This window comes from Halanaerocella petrolearia (assembly GCF_054657875.1).
Genome location: NZ_BAAHXW010000002.1, coordinates 1,210,823 through 1,233,994 on the forward strand (window position 1 = coordinate 1,210,823; position 23,172 = coordinate 1,233,994).

Genomic DNA, 23,172 nt, shown 5'->3' on the forward strand with positions numbered 1-23,172 from the left:
ATAATGAAGTATGTAGCTGTAGTAGTCGATTTACCAGTCAAACAAGTTGATCAAACTTTTACTTATCAAGTACCAGAAGATTTAAGAACAGAAGTTGAAATTGGGAAGAAGGTAACAGTTCCTTTTGGACCACGGAAGATTACTGGTTATATAGTGGCTGAAGTAGAGGAAGTTGATTTTGAAACAAAAGAAATCATTAAGGTAACTAGCCCTTTTATTCTATTTAATAAAGAATTATTGGAATTGGCTTACTGGATGGCTGGATATTATCAGTCTTACTTGATTTCTGCTCTAAAGGCTATTGTTCCTAGTGGTAAGCATAAAGTTAAGACTAAGCGTGTTGTTCAGTTGAGCCAGTCAGTTGCTGAGACGAAAGAAGTAATATCTCAACTACCAGGTCAGGCTTATAAACAAGTAGCTGTTTTAAATTATTTGATAGAACATCCTGATAGTCAGTTAATAACTACTGAATTAGCTAATAAGGTAGATACTAGCCCAGGCACTATAAGGCGATTAGTTAAGAAAGGCCTGCTTGAATATACTAATATTGAAATAAAACGGACTCCTTATCAAGATGCTAATATTGAACCAACTTCTCCTTTAACTCCTACTTTAGAACAGAAGAAAGCATTAACAGAAATAAAGCAGGCTGTCTCTAATTCTGATTCTGCTACTTTTTTACTTAAAGGGGTTACTGGTAGTGGTAAAACAGAAGTTTATTTACAAGCTATTGCAGATGTATTGGCTCAAGGTGGAGAAGCAATAGTTTTGATTCCTGAAATTGCTTTAACTCCTCAGACTATTTCTCGATTTAAAGGTCGCTTTGGAAAACAGGTAGCTGTCTTACATAGTCAGTTATCTGCTGGAGAACGTTTTGATGAGTGGCGAAGAATTAAAGAAGGAACTGCTAAAATAGCTGTTGGAGCTCGTTCGGCTATCTTTGCTCCTTTTGATAATCTAGAGTTGGTTGTAATTGATGAAGAGCATGAAACAACTTACAAACAAGAAGAACATCCTAAGTATCATGCTCGTGAGGTAGCTGTTAAGCGGGCCAACTTAAGCAAAGCAGTAACTATTTTAGGTACTGCTACGCCAGCCTTAGAATCTTATTATCGAGCCCAAGAGGGAGACTATAAGCTATTAGAGCTTTCTAAACGTGTTGATGATCGTCCTCTGCCAGAAGTTGAGTTAATAGATATGCGAGATGAATTAGAGGCAGGAAATAAGCAGATGTTAAGCCGAAAGTTGGCCCGCGAGATAGAGAGACGACTACAAAATAATGAACAGACTATTATCTTTTTAAATCGTCGTGGATTTTCTACCTTTGTCCAGTGTCGTGAATGTGGACATGTAATTGAATGCAATAATTGTGATGTCTCTTTAACCTATTTTTCCCAGGGTGAGAGGTTAAAATGTAACTATTGTGAAGAGAGTAAGAGTGTACCTAACATTTGTCCTGATTGTAGTAGTAGTTATATTAAGTACTTTGGTATAGGAACAGAAAAAGTGGAACAAGCTTTAAATAAGAACTTTCCTGAGGCTAAGGTAGTTAGAATGGATCGGGATACTACTACTAGAAAGGGTTCTTATCAGAAGATTTTATCAGCATTTTCAGCTGGAAAGATAGATATTCTGGTAGGTACCCAGATGGTAGCTAAAGGTCATGACTACCCTAATGTTACCTTAGTTGGAGTTATTACTGCTGATACAGCTCTAAATCTGCCTGATTTTCGAGCCAGCGAGCGTACTTTTCAGTTGTTGGCCCAGGTAGCAGGAAGAACTGGTCGAGGAGATAAATTAGGTCAGGTTCTGATCCAAAGTTATACCCCAGAGCATTATAGTATTCAACAAGCTAAAAAGCATAATTATAAAGGGTTTTATAGACAAGAGATTATTTTTAGAGAAGAGATGTGCTACCCTCCTTTTACACACTTGATTAATATTATTATTAGTGACCAAGAGGAGAATAAAGTTATTCAAGTAGCTCAGCGATTAGGAGAATGTATTGCTGCTCAGTTACAGAACATAGATAATGACACTATTGAATTACTAGGGCCAACTAAAGCGCCATTATCCAAAATAAAAGGTAAATATAGATGGCAATTGTTACTTAAGGGGCCAGATTTAGATAAGTTAAGAGGGATTAATCAACAGGCTTTAACTGAGTTAGAAGAATTCGAAAAATTAAAGAGTGTTAAAATTAGCATTGATGTTGACCCACTAGGAGTGCTATAATTTAATTAAAGGTAATTACTACTTAACTATATTAATAAATAGATGTTTCTTCTAATGGTTTACGGTGTACAATTGACAGTTGACAGTTAAAAAGCGTAAAGTTTTTAAATGATTATAGTGGTTTAATGATTTTGAATTTAACTGTAAACTATACACTGTAAACTGTCAACTTTTAATGGAGGTGCTATTATGTCAATTTTACGAATTAGAGAAGTTGGTGATCCAGTATTAAGAACTGATACTAAACCAATTCAGAAGGTTACTAATAAAACTAGGATGCTACTTGATAATATGGCAGATACAATGTATGATGCCGATGGAGTAGGGTTGGCTGCTCCACAAGTAGGTATTTCTAAACAGATTGTGGTAATTGATATTGGAGATGGATTGATTGAATTAATTAATCCAAAAATTGTAGATAAATCAGATAAGACTTATGTAGACCAAGAAGGTTGCTTGAGTATTCCAGGAGAGCAAGGTAAAGTAGAACGCTCTTTTTCTGTTACAGTAGAAGCTTTAAATCGTAATGGAGATAAATTTGAAATTGAAGGCAAAGGTCTATTAGCTAGAGCTTTACAGCATGAGATTGATCATTTAGATGGCAAGTTATTTACTGATAAAACGATATAGTTATATAAATTATAGGTAAAATAGGAGGGATAATAGTGGATATTGTCTTTATGGGGACGCCTGATTTTGCTGTTCCTTGTTTAGAAGGATTATGCCAATCAAAGGTTGCTAATGTAGTTGGTGTAGTTAGCCAACCAGATAGAAAAAGAGGACGAGGTCAAAAGAAGAAACCAACACCTGTTAAAAAGAAAGCCTTAGAACATAATATAGAAACTTTTCAACCGCAAAAGGTTACTTCTGAGGCAGGAATTAATAAATTAAAAGAGTGGAATCCTGACTTGATTGTTGTAGTAGCTTATGGTCAGATTTTAGGAACAGAAGTACTTGATCTACCACCTAAGGGTTGTGTTAATGTTCATGCTTCTTTATTACCTGAGTATCGAGGAGCAGCCCCAATCCATCGGACAATTATTAATGGTGATCAAGAGACTGGAATTACCACTATGTATATGGATGAAGGTATGGATACAGGAGATATGATATTAAAGGAAAGAGTAGAGATTACAGAAGATTATACAGTAGGTGCTTTACATGATAAGTTGGCCCAAGTAGGTGCTGATCTATTAATCGAAACTCTAGAGCAGATTGAAGTAGGTGCTGATTCACCGACTGAACAGGATGATGGCCAGGCTACATATGCCCCTAAAATTGATAAGTCTGAAGGAGAAGTTGACTGGAGTCAAGATGCTCAATCAATCTGGAATCTGATTCGAGGTATGAATCCTTGGCCTGGTGCTTATACTTACCTTGACGGAAAGAGACTTAAGTTATGGGCTTCAAGAGTCTATAATCAAGAAGATAGAGATGGAATTGAGCCAGGGACAATTATTAAAGCAGATAGTGATTTAGGAATTGTGGTTCAGACAGGAGAAGGACAGTTACTACTAACCCAACTACAGCCAGCCAGCAAACAGAGAATGTCTGCTGCTGATTATTTATTAGGATATGATTTAGAAGAAGGTATTAAATTAGGATAATGAATTATGGAGAATTCTAGACGACTATTTATTGGACTATTATTGCTGGCATTATCTGTAGTAGGAGTCTTTATCGGTGGTATCTGGTATCTTAATTTTTTTGGGTTTAGTATATTAAGTCAAGGGGTATTATTAACACTAGGAGTTATTATTTCTATAGTAGGATTAATCTTAATTTCAGGAATTATTGGGATTTTAATCACTAGTCAGCGAGGAAGACCAGTCCCTGGACTAGTGATTCCTACTAAGATAGTAATTTCTTATTTTTTACCAGTTATAATTCAATTAGGAAAGTTGATTGGCTATGAAAAAGAAGAGATTATGTCTTCCTTTATTAAAGTAGGAAATCAGTTAGTTAGTCCTGAAGAGATGGATGTTAAACCTGATGATGTATTAATCTTAATGCCTCATTGTATTCAGTGGTCTGAGTGTAGTCATCGGGTAACTAGTGATTTAGATAACTGTCAACACTGTGGTAAGTGTCAGGTTCAAGATTTAATTGAATTAAAAGAGAGATATGGTATTAACTTAGCAATTGCTACAGGAGGAACTTTGGCTAGAAAGATCATTAAAGAGACTAGACCAAAGGTGATTGTGGCTGTAGCTTGTGAACGAGACTTAAGTAGTGGAATGCAAGATGTCTATCCATTACCAGTTGTGGGAGTAGTTAACTTACGGCCTAATGGGCCTTGTTTTAATACTAAAGTAGAGATGGAAAAGATTGAATCGGCTATAGAAGAGATACTGGCTTAGTAGTTAATAGTTGATAGTGTATAGTTGATAGTTAGGTTAAGGTTGAGTTTGAGATTGAGGAACCAAAAGATCATTAACTTTGATCTTGATAATTAAAGATTAAAATGATCTTCCAATAATCTATTGTTTATAGACTAAATAATTACAAGGTTTTAATTTTCATTATTTGAAGTAAACTGTAAATTAATAAGGATTGGGGTGATAATATGTTTCCCTTCTTTTATGATCCAACAATGATTATTTTAATTCCATTTATGTTATTGACCTTTTATGCACAATATAAGGTTAAAAGTACTTTTAATAAGTATCTTGATGTAAAAGCTAAAGCAGGACAGACAGGTGCGGAAGTAGCTAAAGAGTTATTACGCAGAGAGGGTATTAGAGATGTTGCAGTAGAATTGACTCAAGGTAACTTATCTGATCATTATGATCCACGAACTAAGACTTTACGATTATCTTCTGATGTCTATCGAGGAACTTCATTGGCATCTTTAGGAGTAGCAGCTCATGAAACAGGCCATGCTCTACAGCATGCTAAAGGTTATACTCCTTTAAATATCAGGCATACTTTATTTCCTGTGGCCAATTTTGGTTCTCGATTTGGCCCGATGCTAGGTTTGTTTGGTTTTATGTTCTTTAGATCTGAATTTTTAATTGGGTTAGGAATCATTTTATTTTTAGGAGCTGTTTTGTTTCAGATAGTTACTTTACCTGTTGAATTTAATGCTAGTAGTAGAGCATTAAATTTACTACAAAGGTATAATTTTTTAGATAGAGAAGAAGCTAAAGGAACTAAGAAAGTTCTTAATGCGGCAGCTTTAACTTATGTTGCTGCTACTTTAGTGTCTATCGGTCATTTGTTAAGGTTGCTAATGATGTTTGGTATGGTAGATGATGATTGATGTATCTATTACTGCTATTTCTGTTACCAGTTGCATTGTTGATTTTTCTGATTCCTTACAAATTTACTATTGATTCAATTATTACTCTTTTATATGCTCCAAGGCAGATTATTGAGATAGCCACTAATCCGGCTTTAAGGCGTAATCATGCTTTGGAGCATGCTACTATTAATGTTTTAGAAGAAAAATATGGTTGTCAGAACCTCTCTGGATTATCTAAAGAAGATGGTTTCTATATTAGTGGTCTCTTTGATCCTTTGGTTATTGAAGAAGCCGCTTATGAGGGTTTAACAAGACTGCAACAAGGAGAGACTGATCTAGTAGTTCATAGAAGATGTGGAACCAGTATGGCTATGGCTAATATATTAGCTGCAGTTATTTTCTTTTTATTATTATTTATAACGAAAAGTTTTAGTCTGCTGAATGTCTTTTTGGCTTTATTCTTGGCCAAATTTTTAGGGCCAACTTTAGGGGTTTGGTTTCAGAAGAATTTTACTACCTCATATCAGGTAGAAGGAATGTCTATAGAAGGAGTTAGTCGTAAAGATTACTCTAATCCTATATTGGGTTCAGCAGGAAATCAAAAAATATTTGTTAGAACTAAAAATTTAAAAGTTTATGGAGGATAAGTATGAAACGAGCACGTTCACTAGCTTTGAAAGCAATTTATCGGATCAATGAAGAAGAAGCTTATTCAAATTTAGTAATTAATAAGTTACTACAAGAGTCAGATTTGGACAAACGAGATCGGGGTTTGACTACTCAATTGACCTATGGAGTGACTAGATGGAGAAATAGTCTTGATTGGATAATTAATCAGTTTGCTAACAGGAAGGTTAAGAAGATGACACCATGGGTGCGCAATGCTTTGCGATTAGGTGTTTACCAAATCAGGTTTTTAGATCGAATTCCTAATCCAGTAGCATGCAATGAGACTGTTGAAGTAGCTAAAGAATATTGTAATCGAGGTGCAATTAAATTTATCAATGGTATCTTACGTAATATCATTCGTAACTTAGATGAGATTCAGTATCCTGACTTAGAAGAATCTCCTGTCCAACATATACGATATAACTACTCTCAACCTCAATGGTTAGTAGAACGTTGGAGAAAGTATTATGGGACTGAACAGACAGTTGAAATCTGTAAGACTTTAAATCAAATTCCGCCAATGATAATTAGAACCAATACTTTAAGGTTAGATAGAGAAGAGCTGTTGTCTAATCTAGAGAAAGAGGGAGTTGAAGCTAAAGCAGTTGATCCAGTTTCAGAGGCAGTCAATCTGCTAGACTATCCATCTATTGGTGGATTAGATAGCTTTCAAGCTGGTCAATTTATAGTGCAAGGTTTAAGCTCAATGTTGACTGGACACTTATTAAATCCTAAGCAGGGTGATATAATAGTTGATCTTTGTAGTGCTCCTGGAGGTAAGACGACTCATTTAGCTCAACTAATGGAGAATCAAGGCCAACTGAAAGCAGTAGAATTACACGATGCAAAATTGAATCTAATTGAAGAAAACTGTCAACGGTTAGGTATTGATAATGTTGATTATTATTCTGCTGATGGACGAGAAATATCCTTTGACCAAGAAGTAGATAAGGTTTTAGTAGATGCACCTTGTTCTGGTTTAGGTATCATGGCTAAGAAACCAGAGATTAGATGGCAGAAGAAACCACAGGATTTGGATCAATTAAAGGAACTACAGTTAGAGTTATTAGATAATGCTAGCCAACTAGTAAAGTCTGGAGGAGAATTATTATATACAGTCTGTACCTTTAGTCCAGAAGAGACTGACGAAGTAGTCAATGATTTTTTAGAGCAACACCCCGACTTTATGATAGCTGATTTAAAAGAAGAGGCTGAGACTTATGGTCTAGCAGAATACTATCAGGATGAACTACTAAAGATTATTCCTAATACGACCTTATGGGAAGGATTCTTTATGGCCAAGTTAGTCAAGAAAGCATAAGTGTCAGTACACAACTTATAATTGAAACAAAGGAAGGATTAACATGGAAGATAAGATAGAATTAATCGGTCAGAACTTAGTTGAATTAAAAAAATTAATGTCTGAATTAGATCAGGCTAGCTTTAGAGCTAAGCAACTTTTTAGCTGGCTTTATGATAAAAAAGTAACTAGTTTTTCTGATATGAGTAATTTAGCTAAAGATTTACGTAAGCAATTACAGAATAAGACTGAATTAAATAGATTAGATGTTGTAGCTAGTCAAGAGTCAGAAGATGGTACTGAAAAGTATTTATTTAAGTTAGAAGATGGTAAACGGATTGAGTCTGTTTATCTACCAATAGAGGATAAACGCCATAGCTTATGTATTTCTACTCAGGTAGGTTGTGCTATGGGATGTGAATTCTGTGCTACTGGGTTACATGGTTTAACTCGTAATCTGACTGCTGGTGAAATTATCAATCAGATTTTAACTGTAGAAGAGATTAAAGGAGTTAGAATTACTAACGTAGTATTTATGGGCATGGGTGAGCCATTAGCTAATTATGAGCAGGTTCTTAAAGCAGTTAAGTTAATGAATCATAACCAAGGTCTAAATATTGGTATGCGTAAGATTACTCTATCTACTTGTGGCTTAGTGCCAGAGATTAAGAAGTTGGCTAGAGAAGAGTTACAGCTTACTTTAGCTATTTCTCTGCATGCTCCTAATAATGAATTACGGAGTGAGATGATGCCAGTTAATGACCGCTACCCTGTTGAAGAGTTGATAGAAGCCTGCCAGTATTATATTGATCAGACCAATCGACGGATTACCTTTGAGTATGCTCTAGTAGAAGGAGTTAATGATTCAGTCGCAGAAGCCAAAGAACTAGCTGATTTATTGGCTGGGATGTTGGCCCATGTTAATTTAATTCCTATCAATCAAGTTGATGAGACTGGCTATACTAACCCTGATGAGCAAAGGATTAGAGAATTTAAAGCTGAGTTAGATAAAAAAGGTATTCCAGTTAGTACTAGAGCAGAGAGAGGTGCTGATATTGATGCAGCATGTGGCCAATTACAGGCTAAGGAGGATTAAGTATGAAGTTTGCAGCTAAGTTGGCCCGGAAGGTAAAGAAGATACTATCTACTGATTCAAAAAATGAAATTATAGAAGGGATAGTAACTAGAATTATAGCTGAGATGAAAGCCAAAAAGAAACGTGGTAAAAATGAAATTTATGTTCCAGATTATTATAGAATTCAACTTTCTAGTTCTGAATTAGAATTAATTAATAGGCAATTAAAGATAGAGATTAAAGAGATAATTAAAGAGAAATTAGAGGAAATGAACTTTAAATTACGTAATGATTTACAGTTGAACTTTAGTCTAAAGCATAATTTAGAACAACCAGCTATTAAAGGGGAATTTAAACTTAATACTGAAACCATTACACAAGAAACAAAATTATTTCAAAAAGAGAGTAATAAAGAAGATATATCTATGAGTGCTACTTCTACTATTAAGATTAAACCTGTAGCCAGAAGAAAGGCCTATCTTGAATTATTAATGCCTGAAAAAGAAGAAAGATCTTTTCTTCTTAATTCAGTAGAGACTAATATTGGTCGTCAGCCAAATAATGAAATTGTAATTTCTGATCCTAGTGTTTCTCGTGTTCATGCTCAAATTATTAATAAAAAGTACTATTATCTAATTCGGGATTTAAATAGTACTAACGGTGTTTTAGTAAATGGAGAATTAGTTACTGAAAAGCAATTATGTAATGGAGATAAAATAAAATTAGGAGAAGCAGTATTAAATTTCTATTATGAAAAATAAGTTAGATTAAAGACACCTTAAGTGAGGTGATAGTATGGGTTATGGAGCTATTTCTAAACAAGGGCAAGTTAGAGACAGAAATGAAGATGATTATTTAGTAAGTATTGGTGCGAATAATCTAGATATTATTGCTGTAGCTGATGGCATGGGAGGGCATAGAGCTGGTGCAGTAGCTAGTTCTATAGCTGTAAGTACAGTAGAGAACCATAATTTTAGAGGGAATAAGTTATCAAGTGAGATTAGAGAATGTATTAAAGAAGCTAATAGTCAGATTTTACAACAAGCTAAAGGAGATAGTAAATATAAAGGAATGGGAACTACATTGACCTTAGGTATAGTTAAGAATAATATTTTAACTATAGGTCATGTAGGTGATAGTAGAGCTTATTTATGTCGACAAAATAAGTTAAAGCAGATTACAGATGACCACTCTTATGTAGGAGAGTTAGTAAGAAAGAATGTAATTAGCTCTCAAGAGGCTGCTGAACATCCTAAAAGAAACTTATTGACTAGAGCTTTAGGAACTGAAGAAGAAGTAGAGGTAGATATAGTTGAGATTAACCTAGAAGGTAATGATTTAATTTTTTTCTGTTCTGATGGAGTAACAGAGATGTTATCTAAAAGAGAGTTAGAAACAATTATTTCTAAAGAATTATCATTAGATGATAAGGTTGATTTAATAGTCGAAAGAGCTAATCAAGCTGGTGGTTATGATAATATTACAGCTTTAATTTATCAGAATAGTTAGATTATGATATACTAGGTATATAAAAGGTTAGTTTTACTGCTGGGGTGACAGGGATGATTGGAAGAATATTAAATGATAGGTATCAACTATTAGAAAAGATTGGTACTGGTGGAATGGCTATTGTTTATTTAGGAAAAGATAAATTATTAGATCGTGAAGTAGCAGTTAAGGTCTTACAACAACAATTTACTGATAATCAAAAGGCTGTAGAGAGATTTAACAGAGAGGCAAAAGCTGTAGCTAGTTTATCTCATCCTAATATAGTTAATATTTTTGATATTGGACATGAAGATGATTTACACTATATAGTCATGGAATATATTAGAAGTTCTGATCTAAAAGAAGTTCTAAAGGAAAAGAACCAATTACCGATAAGCAAGGCTCTTGAGATTGGGCAAGGAGTCTGTCGAGCATTAATTAAAGCCCATCGTAATAATATTGTTCATTGTGATATCAAACCTCATAATATTTTATTGACTGAGGATAATACAGTTAAGGTGACTGATTTTGGTATTGCACAGGCAGTAACCGATGCTACTTTGACTCAGACTAATTCTATTATTGGTTCAGCCCATTATCTTTCTCCAGAACAGGCTGAAGGAAAGAGAGTAAGTACTAGGTCAGATATTTATTCTTTAGGGGTAGTCTTATATGAGTTAGTAACTGGAGAACTGCCTTTTAGAGCTGATAGTTCTGTTGCGATAGCTTTAAAGCATGTTGAAGAAGAGCCACCCTCTCTACAAGATAAAAATCCTAATGTATCTAATAAGCTAGAGAAAATTATTCTTAAAGCTCTTGCTAAAGAACCAGAAGAAAGATATAATTCGGTAGCTGAAATGTTACGTGATTTAAAAGAGATTGCTACTAAAGGAATTGAACAAGGGGTATCTCATCAAGAGACAATGGTGATTGCTCAGGAAGAATTGAAGAAAGAGGAACTGAAAAGAGAGGCTGAAACTGAGGAGAAGAATAATAATTTAGAGGATGATTTACCAGTGGCAGAAGAAAAGTCGGATGAGAAACAAGAAAAAGGATTAGGATTTACTTTAGGAATGGTAGGACTAATTTTAACTATAGTATTAGGGACAGGTTATTATTTCTTGATGGATTATTTGACTGTTGAAGAAGTTAAAGTTCCTAATATAATTAAACGAGATATAAAACAAGCTAAAAATAAATTAAATAAGCATGATTTAAGGTTAGAGGTTTATTATAAAGCTTATAATAATGAAATTAAGAAGAATCATGTTGTTTCTCAGAGTCCTAAGCCTAATGAGGTAGTCAAGAAGAATCGAGTAATAGAGGTAGTGATCAGTAAAGGTGCTAAATTAGTTAAAATACCTAAGCTATCTAATAAGACATTACGTGAGGCAAAGTTAGAATTAGATAAGAGAGAGTTAATTTTAGGTCAGGTAGAGAGAACTTATAGTAAAGAAGTTCCCAAGGATCACATTATTTCTCAAACTCCTCAAGTTGAATCTAATGTTAAGTCCGAAACAGAAGTTAAGTTAGTTGTCAGTAAAGGCCGAAAACCACGTGAAGTAACAGTACCTAGCTTAGTAGGTTTAAGAAGAGAAGAAGGAATTGATAAATTAAGAGAGAAAAATCTGATTTTAGGGCAGGTAATTAAGAAAAAAAGTTTAAATTATCTTAAAGGTAGAATTATTGCTCAACAGCCAGAATCAGGTAATAAGCTTTTAGAAGGTTCTACTGTTAAATTGATTATCAGTCAAGGAATTAGAAATCCTTATGATGCTCCTGTGAAAACTTCTAAAGTTAGGACTTATATTCCACCTGGAAAAAAGAGCGAAGTAAAGATTGTAGTTAAAGATGATAATGGACGTCGAATTGTTTATCAGCAGACTCATCAACCAGAGGATAAAGTAGAACAACAAGTTGTAACTGTAGGATCGGCTGTCATCCAAGTTTATATCGATGGTCAACTAAATATAGAAAAGAGAATTTAGTAGTTAAATGCAGTTGGAAGGAGAGTGATTATGCAGCAAGGAAGGGTATTAAAAGCACATGGAGGATACTTTTTTATCTATGATGCTCAAAAAGATAAAGTATATCAATCAACTATTAGAGGTAGATTGAAGAAAGAAGATATTGATGTTATTGCCGGAGACAAGGTTGAATTTAATATTTTAGATGATGGGTCAGGGGTAGTAGAAGAGAGGTTAGAGCGAGAAAACTCTTTATTCCGTCCTCCGATAGCTAATGTAGATCAAGTAGTAATTACAGTAGCTATTGCTAATCCTGATCTGCATTTTAAGTTATTAGATAGATTATTGATCTTAGGTAAAGCAGCTGATTTAGAGATTATAATCTGTGTCAATAAAGTTGATTTGTTAAGTAAAGATAAGGCAAAAGAAGTAATGGTACCTTATGAAGAGGCTGGATATCAAGTTGTTTATACTAGTGCTCAAGAAGGATTGGGGATTGATAGATTAAAAAATAATCTGCAGGATAAAGTTTCTGTCTTTGCTGGCCCTTCAGGAGTAGGTAAATCTAGTTTATTAAATGCTATTCAGCCTGATTTAGAGTTAAGAACAGGTCAGATAAGTAAACGAATTAAGCGTGGTCGCCATACTACGCGCCGAGTTGAGTTATTATCTCTGGATATAGGAGGCTGGGTAGCAGATACTCCAGGGTTTAGTGCTTTAGATGTAACTTTTATTACTAGTCGACAGTTACAGTATTTCTTTCCAGAGATGCTTGGTTATATTAATAGCTGTAAATTTTCACCCTGTTCTCATAGCCATGAACCAGATTGTGCTGTCAAAGCAGCAGTAGATCAAGAAAAGATTGCTCAATATCGATATAATCATTACTTAGAATTTTTAGATGAAATAAAGAAAGCAGAAGAAAGAGACTGGAGGAGATAACGTGATTAAAATAGCACCTTCTATTTTATCGGCTGATTTTAGTAAGTTAGAAGAAGAAATTGCTACAGTTAAGGATGCTGAATATTTACATCTTGATGTTATGGATGGTCATTTTGTCCCGAATATTACTATTGGCCCGTTAGTTGTAGATTCAATTCAAGATAAGACTGATCAGATATTAGATGTTCACTTAATGATTGAAGAGCCTGATGAGTATATTCCAGCTTTTGCTGATGCTGGAGCTGATATTATGACAGTCCACGCTGAAACTTGTCCACATTTGCATCGGACTATCCAAAATATTAAGTCTCAAGGAGTTAAAGCAGCAGTAGCTTTAAATCCAGCTACTTCATTAACTACAATTGAACATGTATTAACAGAACTAGATATGGTATTATTAATGACAGTCAATCCTGGTTTTGGTGGCCAATCATTTATTCCTGAAGTAGTACCTAAGATCAAAGAATTAAGAAAAATAATTGATGAACGTAATTTAGAAATTGATATTCAGGTTGATGGTGGTGTTAAACCAGGAACTACAGCAGTCGATGCTATTGAGGCAGGCGCAAATATTTTAGTAGCTGGCTCTGCTATTTTTGGTGCTGAAAATCGTGCTCAAGCTATAGATCAATTAAAAAATAAATAGATTATTTGATTTGTTTGATGAATAATAGTATAATGTTGATAGTTAAAACTTAATATTAGTTAGTATTACTTTCTTCGGGAACAGGTGTAAATCCTAACCGGCGGTGATAGTCCGCGAGCGAATAGCTGATCTGGTGTAATTCCAGAACCGACAGTTATAGTCTGGCAGGGAGGAGAGAGAATTAAGGTGATTATACTTAATTTAGGTTCCTGAAGTCTACTTTAGGAACCTTTTTTATTTTTGATGGAGGGTGATGGGATGAATCATCGAGAGTATATGAAACAGGCATTAAAGTTAGCTAAAAGAGCTAAAGGAAGAACTAGTCCTAATCCATTAGTAGGAGCTTTAATTGTTAAAGATGGAGAGATAATAGGTCAGGGATATCATCATTATGCAGGTGGAGCTCATGCTGAGATTAATGCTCTAGATAATGCTGATAAAGATATTAGTGGAGCTACTTTGTATGTTACTTTAGAGCCTTGTTCTCATTATGGTAAGACGCCACCATGTAGTAAAGCAATTATTGAAGCTAAAATAGAGAGAGTAGTAATAGCCATGAAAGATCCTAATCCCAAAGTAGCTGGAGCAGGAATAAAGATGCTAAGAGAAGCAGGGATAAAAGTAGAAGTAGGCGTCTTGTCTGATAAAGCTAAAGAACTAAATGAAAGGTTTATTAAATATATTACTACTAAAAAACCTTTTGTTATTTTAAAGAATGCAGTAACTTTAGATGGTAGAATAGCTACTAAGACAGGAGATGCTAAATGGATTACTGGTTCGCAATCACGAGAATTAGTGCATAAGCTACGGGATCAGGTAGATGCTATTCTAGTAGGAATTGGTACAATTTTAGCAGACAATCCCAGACTAACAACTAGACTTCCTAATGGTGGAGAAGATCCAGTTAGAGTTATTTTGGATAGTAGATTACGTATTCCACTTGATTCTAATGTAATCACTCAAGAATCATCAGCTAAAACAATAGTTGTTACTACCAAGCAGGCTTCAGAGAAGAAGAAAGATGAGCTAAAAGCAATAGGAGTTAAGATTATTGAAGCAGGAAATAATCAAGTTGATCTAGACTTGTTACTAGATAAACTAGGAAGACGAGAAATTATTAGTTTATTAGTAGAAGGTGGTAGTCAGATTAATACTTCATTTTGGGAGGCTGAATTAGTAGATAAGTTATATTATTTTATTGCTCCTAAAATCATCGGTGGAGAAGATGCTGTGTCTGTAGTAGGAGGACAAGGAGTAGATCAAGTTAAGTCTGGAGTTAGGATTAAAGATAAAGAGATTCAAGAGATTGGTGAAGATATTTTAATGATAGGCTATCCAGAGTATAATTAACTGATAATTGTACAATTATCAGTTAAAATCAAGAGCAAAGTTAAATATAACTTGTTTGTATTTTCTTATCTGTAAGAGAATTATAAGATTTTGATTTTGGGGTTTTAACTATACACTGTCAACAGTTAACTGTTAACTGACTGGTAGGAGGTGAGAATAATGTTTACTGGAATTGTAGAAGAGTTAGGTACAGTACAGCGGATTAATCGAGGAAGTAAGTCAATTGAATTAACTATAGCTGCTAAGAAAGTATTAGAGGATGTAGAACTTGGCGATAGTATTGCTACTAATGGTGTCTGCCTAACAGTTACTGATTTTAGTCAAAGCCAGTTTACTGTCGATGTTATGCCTGAAACAATGCGAAAATCTAGTCTTGCTCAATTAAAGACTGGTGCTCAAGTTAATTTAGAACGGGCTTTAAGAGTAGGAGATAGATTAGGTGGTCATTTGGTTTCTGGACATATTGATGGCTTAGGAGAGATTGTAAGTCAAGAAAGAGAAGATAATGCAATTATTATTACTATTAAGCCAGAAGTTGAATTGCTAAGATATATAATCCCTAAAGGTTCAGTGGCTATAGATGGAATCAGTCTGACAGTTGCTGAACTTAAGGAGACTACATTTTCTGTTTCTATTATTCCTCATACAGCTCAAGAAACTGTATTAGGTAATAAAGGAGTAGGGGATAAGGTGAATCTAGAAGCAGATATGATTGGTAAATATGTAGAACGAATGATGGGTTTTAAAGAGGAAGAAGAAGAAGATATAGATATCAATTTATTAAAAGAAAAGGGATTCTTATTAGCTTAGAGTAAGGAGTGGAGAAGATGAAATTTAATACTATTGAAGAAGCAATTACTGACATTAAAGAAGGTAAAATGGTAATAGTAGTAGATGATGAAGATAGAGAAAATGAAGGAGATTTAATCTTAGCAGCAGACAAGGTTACACCTGAGAAGGTCAATTTTATGGCTAAGTATGGAAGAGGTCTAATCTGCACTCCAATGACTAGCAAACGATTAGAGGAGTTAAATTTAGATCAAATGGTAGAGGATAACACTGATACCCATGAGACTGCTTTTACTATTTCAGTAGACCATAAGGATACTACTACTGGTATTTCAGCTTTTGAAAGAGCTCAAACTATTAATGCTTTAATAGATGAAGATACAGAGCCTTCAGAACTGAATCGTCCAGGACATATCTTTCCTTTAGAAGCTAAAGATGGTGGTGTTTTAAGAAGAACTGGTCATACAGAAGCAGCAGTTGATTTGGCTAAATTGGCTGGTTTTAAGCCAGCGGGTGTAATCTGTGAGATTATGTCTGATGATGGAACAATGGCTCGAGTACCAGAACTGGTGGAGTTTGCTAAAGAACATAATCTAAAAATTATTACTATTGAAGATTTAATTGAATATCGTATGAAGCAAGATAAGTTAGTTCATGAAGTAGCAGAAGTTGATCTACCTAGTAAATTTGGTGATTTTAAAGCTATTGGTTATGAAACTAAAGTCGATGATAAATGTCATGTAGCAATTATTAAAGGAGAAGTAAAAGATAAAGAGAATGTATTAGTTAGAGTTCATTCTGAATGTTTAACTGGTGATGCTTTAGGTTCTTTACGGTGTGATTGTCGAGCTCAGTTAGGAAAGTCTTTAGAGCGTATTGAAGAAGAGGGCCAAGGAGTAGTTCTTTATATGCGCCAAGAAGGAAGAGGTATTGGATTAGCTAATAAATTAAAAGCTTATCAATTACAGGATGAAGGAAAAGATACTGTTGAAGCCAATCAGGAGCTTGGTTTTGCTGATGATATGCGTGATTATGGTATTGGAGCTCAGATATTATCAGATCTAGGTCTAGGTAGTATTCGCCTGATGACTAATAACCCACGTAAAATTGTAGGCTTAGAGGGATATGGTCTAGAAGTAGTAGAAAGAGTTCCTCATCAGATAGAAGCTAATGAAGTTAATAAAAGCTATTTAAATACTAAGAAAGAAAAATTAGGACATATGTTAGAAAATGATTTTATTAAGGAGGAATAGACAATGGATTATAATGTAAAGGAAGTATATGAAGGTGATTTAATAGGTTCTGGTTTGAAATTTGGGGTTGTAGTAGGTAGGTTTAATGAGTTTATCTCTTCTAAGTTATTAACAGGAGCATTAGATGCATTAACTCGACATGGAGTCAATGAAGAAGATGTTGAAGTAGCTTGGGTACCAGGTGCTTTTGAAATTCCTTTAGTAGCTAGAAAGATGGCTAGTAGTGAAGACTATGATGCAGTAATCTGTTTAGGAACAGTAATTCGTGGTGATACTCCACACTTTGATTATGTCTGTGCCGAGGTTTCTAAAGGAGTAGCTAAGGCCAGTTTTGATACTAATTTACCGGTTATGTTTGGAGTTATTACGACTGATACTATTGAACAAGCTATTGAAAGAGCTGGTACTAAAGCAGGTAATAAAGGTTGGGAAGCTGCTCTAGGAGCTTTAGAAATGGCTAATTTAATGAGTGAATTATAGAAAATGTAGAAAGAGAGAAGGTTATCATTGAAAGTTTAATGGTAACCTTCTTTTATTTTAGATAAACTTAATTGATATAAAGTGGCACTTTCATGCCACGGTTATCAGCTATCTGTCGTCAGCAGATGTGTTTTATCACGAAGAGTTTCTATGAAACTCGTAGGTCAGCTAAGGCAAATTCAAAACCATAAACACGTTTCAAATCCTTAGATTACAGCAATTTTAAGGTTTTGAATTGGCTCATAGCTCAAAGCAGATAGTTCACAGCTGTGTCACTTGCAGTGACACACTATATCAATACCATTGAGGAGGAATAGAGATGAAGACTACAGAAGAAGCAGTTGAAATTTTAGAAATTTTAGAAGATACTTATCCTGCCCCAGAAACTGAGTTAAAATATGAGAATCCATTTCAGTTATTGATAGCAGTTATTTTATCAGCCCAAACAACGGATAAACAAGTTAATAAAGTTACTACTGACTTATTTGCTGAATTTAAAACTCCTAAAGATATAGCTAAGTTAGAGCCTGAAGAATTAGAGTCTTATATTAGAGGAGTAGGATTATATAGGAATAAAAGTAAGTATATCGTACAGACTTGCCGTAAGTTGATTGAAGGTTATAATAGTCAAGTTCCTCAGCAAAGAAAAGAACTAATGAAACTGTCAGGAGTTGGACGTAAGACAGCTAATGTGGTAGCAAGTTGTATTTTTGATCAAGATGCTATTGCAGTTGATACTCATGTTTTTAGAGTATCTAATAGAGTTGGACTGGCAGATAGTGATAAAGTAAGAAAGACAGAAGAGCAATTAATGGATGTAATTCCTCAGCACTTATGGTCTGCAGCTCACCATTGGTTAATCTTTCATGGCCGCAATATTTGTAAAGCTAGAAACCCTAAATGTAAAAAGTGTCTAATAAGTAAATATTGTGATTACTATCAGAAGTTAAGTTAAGTCTTCTAAGCCAAAAACGAAACTTAGGATTTCAGCTATTACTTGGTAGAGTTCTTCAGGTATTTCTTCTCCTAATTCTAGTTGAAGGAGTACTTCAACTAAGTCTTTGTCTTCTTCAATAGCAATATCATGCTCTTCTGCTTTGTTTATAATCTCTTTAGCTAAACTTCCTTGTCCTTTAGCTACCACTTTTGGGGCTTGGTCTTGGTTGATATCATATTTTAAGGCTACAGCCTCTTCTTTTTCTTTTTTCATATTATAGCTCCTTATTTTAAATAGTAAAATCAATATTTGTCAGTTTTATTTCTTTTTTATTGCTATTAGTTAGTTTTTGATCTGCTAATTTACAGTTACAGTAATTTAACTGATAACCTGTATCTTTTAGTTTAGTTGCTAAGTCAGTTAATTGTGTTTGAATTAGTTCTTCAGTTTCTGAATTATCAGTTAAAAAGAGAAGATTAAGTTGTGAATTTTGAATTTTGACTTTAATTCTAATATCACCTAATTTTTCTGTTTCTAGAGCAATGGAAAATTCTAAATCGGATTTATTTTTTTCTTTTTTTTGTTGTTGATCATCTTTAATTTCTATTTGAACTAAACTGAAGGCATCTTTTATCATTATTGGTAGAACTAATTGTAATAGGTTAGTCTCATAATTCATTGCTTTTAAACTAATTAGTTTATGTATAAATTTATCTCCTTCTTGCTTATTAGTTTCTAAGTTTGATAATAGCTCAATTAATTTTTTTTGCCCAGGGTTAAAATTTATAGTAGTGAGACCTTGTTTTACCTGGTCTGGTGTAGTATTATTAGGAGTAATAACTGTTGTTAGTAATTTGTATTTAGCTAATAAATTATTGTCGTTGATAGAGGATTTAATTAGTTTGTCTAATTTACCGAATTTAGCTTTAGATGATCCTTTTTTTAATCTAGTTAATATATTAGGATGTTTTTTTATGATTTTAGTTAATTGAGAAGTTAAATTTGGTTTTGGTTTATTCTCTAAGGTAGTAATTATTTTTTTAAAAATTGTTACTAATTTGTCTTCTTTGTTTTGGATAGGTATTTTAAATTGTTGAATTAACTTTTGTAAATCTGATTTTAAGTTATTTGAATTATTAGTTTGTGAGTTGAGTTTAGATTTATCTTGATGAAATAGTTGATTGAGTATTTGTTTTAGTTCTTTAGATGAAGAGTTATACTCTTTGATTAGATGAAAATATTTTGTTTTAAGTGGTAGTTGAAGTTGCTTTAATAAAATTGCTACTTGTATCTTTTCTTTTGTTGTAGCTGAAATCTCATCTTCAGTATTTTGTAAGAATTGACTTATAGTAGTCATAAGTTCTTTATTCAAAGGTAGATTAGCTTTTAATAGCTCAGTGGCAATCATTTTATTATATTCGGTTGTATTTAATGATAAGTTCTGTAGTAAACTAGAAATAGTTATAGATTTAAAGTTTAGTTTATCTATATTTTTAGGAATTGAATTTGACATTTTATCGTTATTTAAGTTATACTGTTTTAGTGTCGATAGTCTGTTAATTTCCATATTAATTATTCACCCCTTATGTTATATATATTTATATTCTATACTGGTTCTAATAAACCTGCTTGTTTAGTTAAGAGAAGTTTTAATAAGATTAGAAAAATTGAATTAATTAGGAGTTGATCTGTATGTTAGTAGCAGTAAATAAATATCAAAGAATTAAAGGTAGTGGGGGAAATATGAAAGATTTACTTATTTCTGTAGGCTGCTTAGTAATTAAGAATTATGCTCAGATTATCTTAAAGTATAATGATAAATTAAGCTCTGAATTGAAGGGGCAATTAACTTTATTAGTCAATAATCTTCAGATCTGTTCTCAATTACAGAGTAGAATTTCTGGCTTAGAAGAAGGAATTAATGAGTCTGAAGATAAATTAGTTGAAATAGATAATGATTTAGAAAAAGAGAAGAAGATTACTAAACGAAAAGAAAGATTGAATAACTCTTTGCAACGAAAGCAGAAGAAATTATCTCAGTTAAATCAGGAGAATATAAATTGTTTAATTAAAATAGGTAAACAGTTTTATGAGCAGAGGCTATTACAGGATGATGAGGAATTTAATAATTTGTACAAGCAGTTAGATTTTTTGGTTAATAATAGAGAGAAGGTTTGTGAAAAAGAAGAACTAGCAGCTGAAGAAATTAATATTAATGTACTTAATTTAAATAATTTATTACCTGTTTAGTTTATTAAGGTTAGTTAGGAGGAATTAAATGTTATTTTCTACTCAGTCACAGTTGGAATTATTTAATAATCGATTAGATCGAAGGCTTAATAACTTGGATGAAGTAAGGAAAGTAGCACTTAAATGTCATAGATGTGGACTGAGAGAAGATTGTACCCAAGTAGTTTTTGGTTCTGGTAATCTAAAGGCTGATTTAATGTTTATAGGTGAAGGTCCTGGTAAAAATGAAGATCAGCAAGGGATTCCTTTTGTAGGGAATGCTGGACAGCTTTTGAATAAGATACTAAAAGCAGCTGAAATAGATAGAGAAGAAGTTTATATTAGTAATATTATTAAATGTCGTCCACCAAGAAATAGAAAGCCTACTATAAAGGAGATGCAGAGTTGTCTTTGGATATTGGCCCAAGAGATAAAATTTGTGAACCCTAAAATTATAATTCCTTTAGGATCAACTGCTTTAAGAGGCTTATTAGATTCTAATGGGAGAATTACTAGGCAGCGAGGAGTTTGGGTAGAAAGAGAAGGAAAGTATTTTTTACCTACTTTTCATCCGGCAGCATTATTACATGATGAAAGAAAAAAGAAACCGGTTTGGAATGATTTTTTAAAAATTAAAAAGACTTATAATAAGTATTTAAAGTTGAAAGCTGAAGGGAAAGAAGTTTAAGATGATAATTGTGTCACCACAAAGTACAGTTTGTCTATAAGTTTAGAAAGAACTTGACATTAAAAGAAGTGTTTGATAATATAATAAATGTCGCTCGAGAGCAGTAGTTCTTTTTGGACAAGCAAAAATAATCCAGGAAACTTATTGACAGAAAAACAAATGTTTGATAATATAGTAAATGTCGCTTGAAAAGGCGACAGAGATTTCGGTCTTTGAAAACTAAACAATGTAACATCCGACTATTCCGAAGTCAGTGTCAAACTCATTTCCTTTTTTCGGAGAGTTTGATCCTGGCTCAGGACGAACGCTGGCGGCATGCTTAACACATGCAAGTTGTGCGAGAAAGTTACCTTCGGGTAACGAGTAAAGCAGCGAACGGGTGAGTAACGCGTAAGTTATCTACCTTTAAATCTGGGATAACTACTCGAAAGGGTGGCTAATACTGGATATACTCTTTTTAGAGGAAAGATGGATTACTATCGTTTAAAGATGAGCTTGCGTCCCATTAGCTAGTTGGTAAGATAACAGCTTACCAAGGCAACGATGGGTAGCCGGCCTGAGAGGGCGATCGGCCACACTGGGACTGAGACACGGCCCAGACTCCTACGGGAGGCTGCAGTGGGGAATCTTCCGCAATGGGCGAAAGCCTGACGGAGCAATGCCGCGTGAGTGATGAAGGCCTTAGGGTCGTAAAGCTCTGTCTTGAGGGAAGAACAACTTAGTAGTGAACAACTGCTAGGTATGACGGTACCTCAAAAGAAAGCCCCGGCTAATTACGTGCCAGCAGCCGCGGTAACACGTAAGGGGCAAGCGTTGTCCGGAATTACTGGGCGTAAAGGGTGCGCAGGCGGTCTAGCAAGTCAGAGGTGAAAGCCACTAGCTCAACTAGTGAAAGTCCTTTGAAACTGTTAGACTTGAGAGTAGAAGAGGGAGATGGAATTCCTAGTGTAGTGGTGAAATACGTAGATATTAGGAAGAATACCAATGGTGAAAACAGTCTCCTGGTCTGACTCTGACGCTGAGGCACGAAAGCTAGGGTATCAAACGGGATTAGATACCCCGGTAGTCCTAGCTGTAAACGCTGGATACTAGGTGTTGGGGGTTCAACTCCCTCGGTGCCGTAGTTAACGCTTTAAGTATCCCGCCTGGGGAATACGACCGCAAGGTTGAAACTCAAAGGAATTGACGGGGGCCCGCACAAGCGGCGGAGCATGTGGTTTAATTCGAAGCAACGCGAAGAACCTTACCAGAACTTGACATCTTTCTGATATTCTTTTAACAGAGAAGTTCCCTTCGGGGACAGAAATGACAGGTGGTGCATGGCTGTCGTCAGCTCGTGTCGTGAGATGTTGGGTTAAGTCCCGCAACGAGCGTAACCCTTATTCTTAGTTGCCAGCATGTAATGATGGGGACTCTAAGGAGACTGCCGCGGAAGAACGCGGAGGAAGGTGGGGATGACGTCAAGTCATCATGCCCCTTATGTTCTGGGCTACACACGTGCTACAATGGCTTACACAAAAGGAAGCGAGACCGCAAGGTAGAGCCAATCCTGTAAAGTGAGTCTCAGTTCGGATTGCAGATTGCAACTCATCTGCATGAAGCTGGAGTCGCTAGTAATCGTGGATCAGAATGTCACGGTGAATACGTTCCCGGGCCTTGTACACACCGCCCGTCACACCACCCGAGTTGGGGGCACCAGAAGTCGCTGACTCAACCAAGTGAGAGAAGCGCCGAAGGTGTGCCCGATAAGGGGGGTGAAGTCGTAACAAGGTAGCCGTACCGGAAGGTGCGGCTGGATCACCTCCTTTCTAAGGAGTTAAACGCTGAGGGTAGTTGGAATGTTACATTGTTTAGTTTTGAGAGACTGAGTCTCTCTTAAT

Annotated in this window: 22 protein-coding genes, 1 rRNA gene and 1 riboswitch; of the genes, 21 read left to right on the top strand and 2 right to left on the bottom strand. The window is 34.7% G+C overall.

Translation table 11 applies throughout. The features are described 5' to 3' along the window. Positions 1 to 3: 3 nt before the first annotated feature. From priA to nth, 18 genes are all read left to right on the top strand, one after another. The gene (gene priA, locus ACYQ39_RS13335; protein WP_459844049.1) at positions 4 to 2,235 is read left to right on the top strand and encodes a primosomal protein N'; all 2,232 of its coding nucleotides are present in this window, start codon (positions 4 to 6) and stop codon (positions 2,233 to 2,235) included. 189 nt (positions 2,236 to 2,424) lie between these two features. After that, positions 2,425 to 2,865: a peptide deformylase gene (def, locus tag ACYQ39_RS13340; protein WP_459844051.1), complete on the top strand. Its 441-nt coding sequence runs from the start codon at positions 2,425 to 2,427 to the stop codon at positions 2,863 to 2,865. A 35-nt stretch (positions 2,866 to 2,900) separates the two neighbouring features. After that, positions 2,901 to 3,842 (top strand): methionyl-tRNA formyltransferase, encoded by a 942-nt coding sequence (gene fmt / locus ACYQ39_RS13345; protein ID WP_459844054.1) that lies wholly within the window; start codon positions 2,901 to 2,903, stop codon positions 3,840 to 3,842. Positions 3,843 to 3,848: 6 nt separating this feature from the next. After that, positions 3,849 to 4,595 carry a DUF116 domain-containing protein gene (locus ACYQ39_RS13350; protein ID WP_459844056.1) on the top strand — a complete coding sequence of 249 codons (747 nt, stop codon included), beginning with the start codon at positions 3,849 to 3,851 and terminating at the stop codon, positions 4,593 to 4,595. A gap of 206 nt (positions 4,596 to 4,801) precedes the next feature. Next, positions 4,802 to 5,497: a zinc metallopeptidase gene (locus ACYQ39_RS13355; RefSeq protein ID WP_459844058.1), complete on the top strand. Its 696-nt coding sequence runs from the start codon at positions 4,802 to 4,804 to the stop codon at positions 5,495 to 5,497. After that, positions 5,497 to 6,126, top strand: coding sequence for a DUF6391 domain-containing protein (locus ACYQ39_RS13360; RefSeq protein WP_459844060.1), 630 nt, complete (start codon positions 5,497 to 5,499; stop codon positions 6,124 to 6,126). The genes ACYQ39_RS13355 and ACYQ39_RS13360 overlap by 1 nt, the downstream gene beginning before the upstream one ends. A gap of 2 nt (positions 6,127 to 6,128) precedes the next feature. Beyond that, positions 6,129 to 7,469 (top strand): 16S rRNA (cytosine(967)-C(5))-methyltransferase RsmB, encoded by a 1,341-nt coding sequence (gene rsmB, locus ACYQ39_RS13365; protein WP_459844063.1) that lies wholly within the window; start codon positions 6,129 to 6,131, stop codon positions 7,467 to 7,469. 43 nt (positions 7,470 to 7,512) lie between these two features. Next, positions 7,513 to 8,544, top strand: a complete 1,032-nt coding sequence (gene rlmN / locus ACYQ39_RS13370; RefSeq protein ID WP_459844066.1) for a dual-specificity RNA methyltransferase RlmN — start codon at positions 7,513 to 7,515, stop codon at positions 8,542 to 8,544. Between the two features lie 2 nt (positions 8,545 to 8,546). Continuing rightward, positions 8,547 to 9,284 carry an FHA domain-containing protein gene (locus ACYQ39_RS13375; protein ID WP_459844069.1) on the top strand — a complete coding sequence of 246 codons (738 nt, stop codon included), beginning with the start codon at positions 8,547 to 8,549 and terminating at the stop codon, positions 9,282 to 9,284. A 34-nt stretch (positions 9,285 to 9,318) separates the two neighbouring features. Further along, positions 9,319 to 10,032: a Stp1/IreP family PP2C-type Ser/Thr phosphatase gene (locus tag ACYQ39_RS13380; RefSeq protein ID WP_459844072.1), complete on the top strand. Its 714-nt coding sequence runs from the start codon at positions 9,319 to 9,321 to the stop codon at positions 10,030 to 10,032. A gap of 53 nt (positions 10,033 to 10,085) precedes the next feature. Then, on the top strand, positions 10,086 to 11,999 hold the full coding sequence (pknB, locus tag ACYQ39_RS13385) for a Stk1 family PASTA domain-containing Ser/Thr kinase (RefSeq protein WP_459844075.1): 1,914 nt from the start codon (positions 10,086 to 10,088) through the stop codon (positions 11,997 to 11,999). Positions 12,000 to 12,029: 30 nt separating this feature from the next. After that, a complete protein-coding gene (gene rsgA, locus ACYQ39_RS13390) occupies positions 12,030 to 12,920 on the top strand; it encodes a ribosome small subunit-dependent GTPase A (RefSeq protein ID WP_459844078.1) in 891 nt (296 codons plus the stop codon). Position 12,921: 1 nt separating this feature from the next. Further along, positions 12,922 to 13,566, top strand: a complete 645-nt coding sequence (rpe, locus tag ACYQ39_RS13395) for a ribulose-phosphate 3-epimerase (protein ID WP_459844080.1) — start codon at positions 12,922 to 12,924, stop codon at positions 13,564 to 13,566. A gap of 66 nt (positions 13,567 to 13,632) precedes the next feature. Beyond that, positions 13,633 to 13,747, top strand: a riboswitch (FMN riboswitch). Positions 13,748 to 13,824: 77 nt separating this feature from the next. Next, positions 13,825 to 14,916 carry a bifunctional diaminohydroxyphosphoribosylaminopyrimidine deaminase/5-amino-6-(5-phosphoribosylamino)uracil reductase RibD gene (ribD, locus tag ACYQ39_RS13400; protein WP_459844083.1) on the top strand — a complete coding sequence of 364 codons (1,092 nt, stop codon included), beginning with the start codon at positions 13,825 to 13,827 and terminating at the stop codon, positions 14,914 to 14,916. Between the two features lie 159 nt (positions 14,917 to 15,075). Continuing rightward, positions 15,076 to 15,726: a riboflavin synthase gene (ribE, locus tag ACYQ39_RS13405; RefSeq protein ID WP_459844086.1), complete on the top strand. Its 651-nt coding sequence runs from the start codon at positions 15,076 to 15,078 to the stop codon at positions 15,724 to 15,726. A gap of 17 nt (positions 15,727 to 15,743) precedes the next feature. After that, positions 15,744 to 16,958 carry a bifunctional 3,4-dihydroxy-2-butanone-4-phosphate synthase/GTP cyclohydrolase II gene (locus ACYQ39_RS13410; RefSeq protein WP_459844089.1) on the top strand — a complete coding sequence of 405 codons (1,215 nt, stop codon included), beginning with the start codon at positions 15,744 to 15,746 and terminating at the stop codon, positions 16,956 to 16,958. 3 nt (positions 16,959 to 16,961) lie between these two features. Then, positions 16,962 to 17,438: a 6,7-dimethyl-8-ribityllumazine synthase gene (gene ribH / locus ACYQ39_RS13415; protein WP_459844092.1), complete on the top strand. Its 477-nt coding sequence runs from the start codon at positions 16,962 to 16,964 to the stop codon at positions 17,436 to 17,438. 319 nt (positions 17,439 to 17,757) lie between these two features. Beyond that, positions 17,758 to 18,393 (top strand): endonuclease III, encoded by a 636-nt coding sequence (gene nth, locus ACYQ39_RS13420; protein WP_459844094.1) that lies wholly within the window; start codon positions 17,758 to 17,760, stop codon positions 18,391 to 18,393. On the opposite strand, the gene ACYQ39_RS13425 is transcribed toward nth, so the two are convergent. Continuing rightward, complete coding sequence (locus ACYQ39_RS13425; protein WP_459844097.1) at positions 18,385 to 18,648, bottom strand: EscU/YscU/HrcU family type III secretion system export apparatus switch protein; 264 nt, start codon at positions 18,646 to 18,648, stop codon at positions 18,385 to 18,387. The genes nth and ACYQ39_RS13425 overlap by 9 nt on opposite strands. 16 nt (positions 18,649 to 18,664) lie before the next feature. Further along, positions 18,665 to 19,942: a flagellar hook-length control protein FliK gene (locus tag ACYQ39_RS13430; RefSeq protein ID WP_459844099.1), complete on the bottom strand. Its 1,278-nt coding sequence runs from the start codon at positions 19,940 to 19,942 to the stop codon at positions 18,665 to 18,667. 125 nt (positions 19,943 to 20,067) lie between these two features. On the opposite strand from ACYQ39_RS13430, the gene ACYQ39_RS13435 reads away from it, so the two are divergent. The 3 genes from ACYQ39_RS13435 to ACYQ39_RS13445 all read left to right on the top strand — a co-directional run bounded on the left by ACYQ39_RS13435 (position 20,068) and on the right by ACYQ39_RS13445 (position 23,100). Next, positions 20,068 to 20,625 (top strand): hypothetical protein, encoded by a 558-nt coding sequence (locus ACYQ39_RS13435; protein ID WP_459844101.1) that lies wholly within the window; start codon positions 20,068 to 20,070, stop codon positions 20,623 to 20,625. 28 nt (positions 20,626 to 20,653) lie between these two features. Next, the gene (locus tag ACYQ39_RS13440; protein ID WP_459844103.1) at positions 20,654 to 21,292 is read left to right on the top strand and encodes a uracil-DNA glycosylase; all 639 of its coding nucleotides are present in this window, start codon (positions 20,654 to 20,656) and stop codon (positions 21,290 to 21,292) included. 272 nt (positions 21,293 to 21,564) lie between these two features. Next, positions 21,565 to 23,100 (top strand): 16S ribosomal RNA (locus ACYQ39_RS13445). Positions 23,101 to 23,172 lie beyond the last annotated feature (72 nt).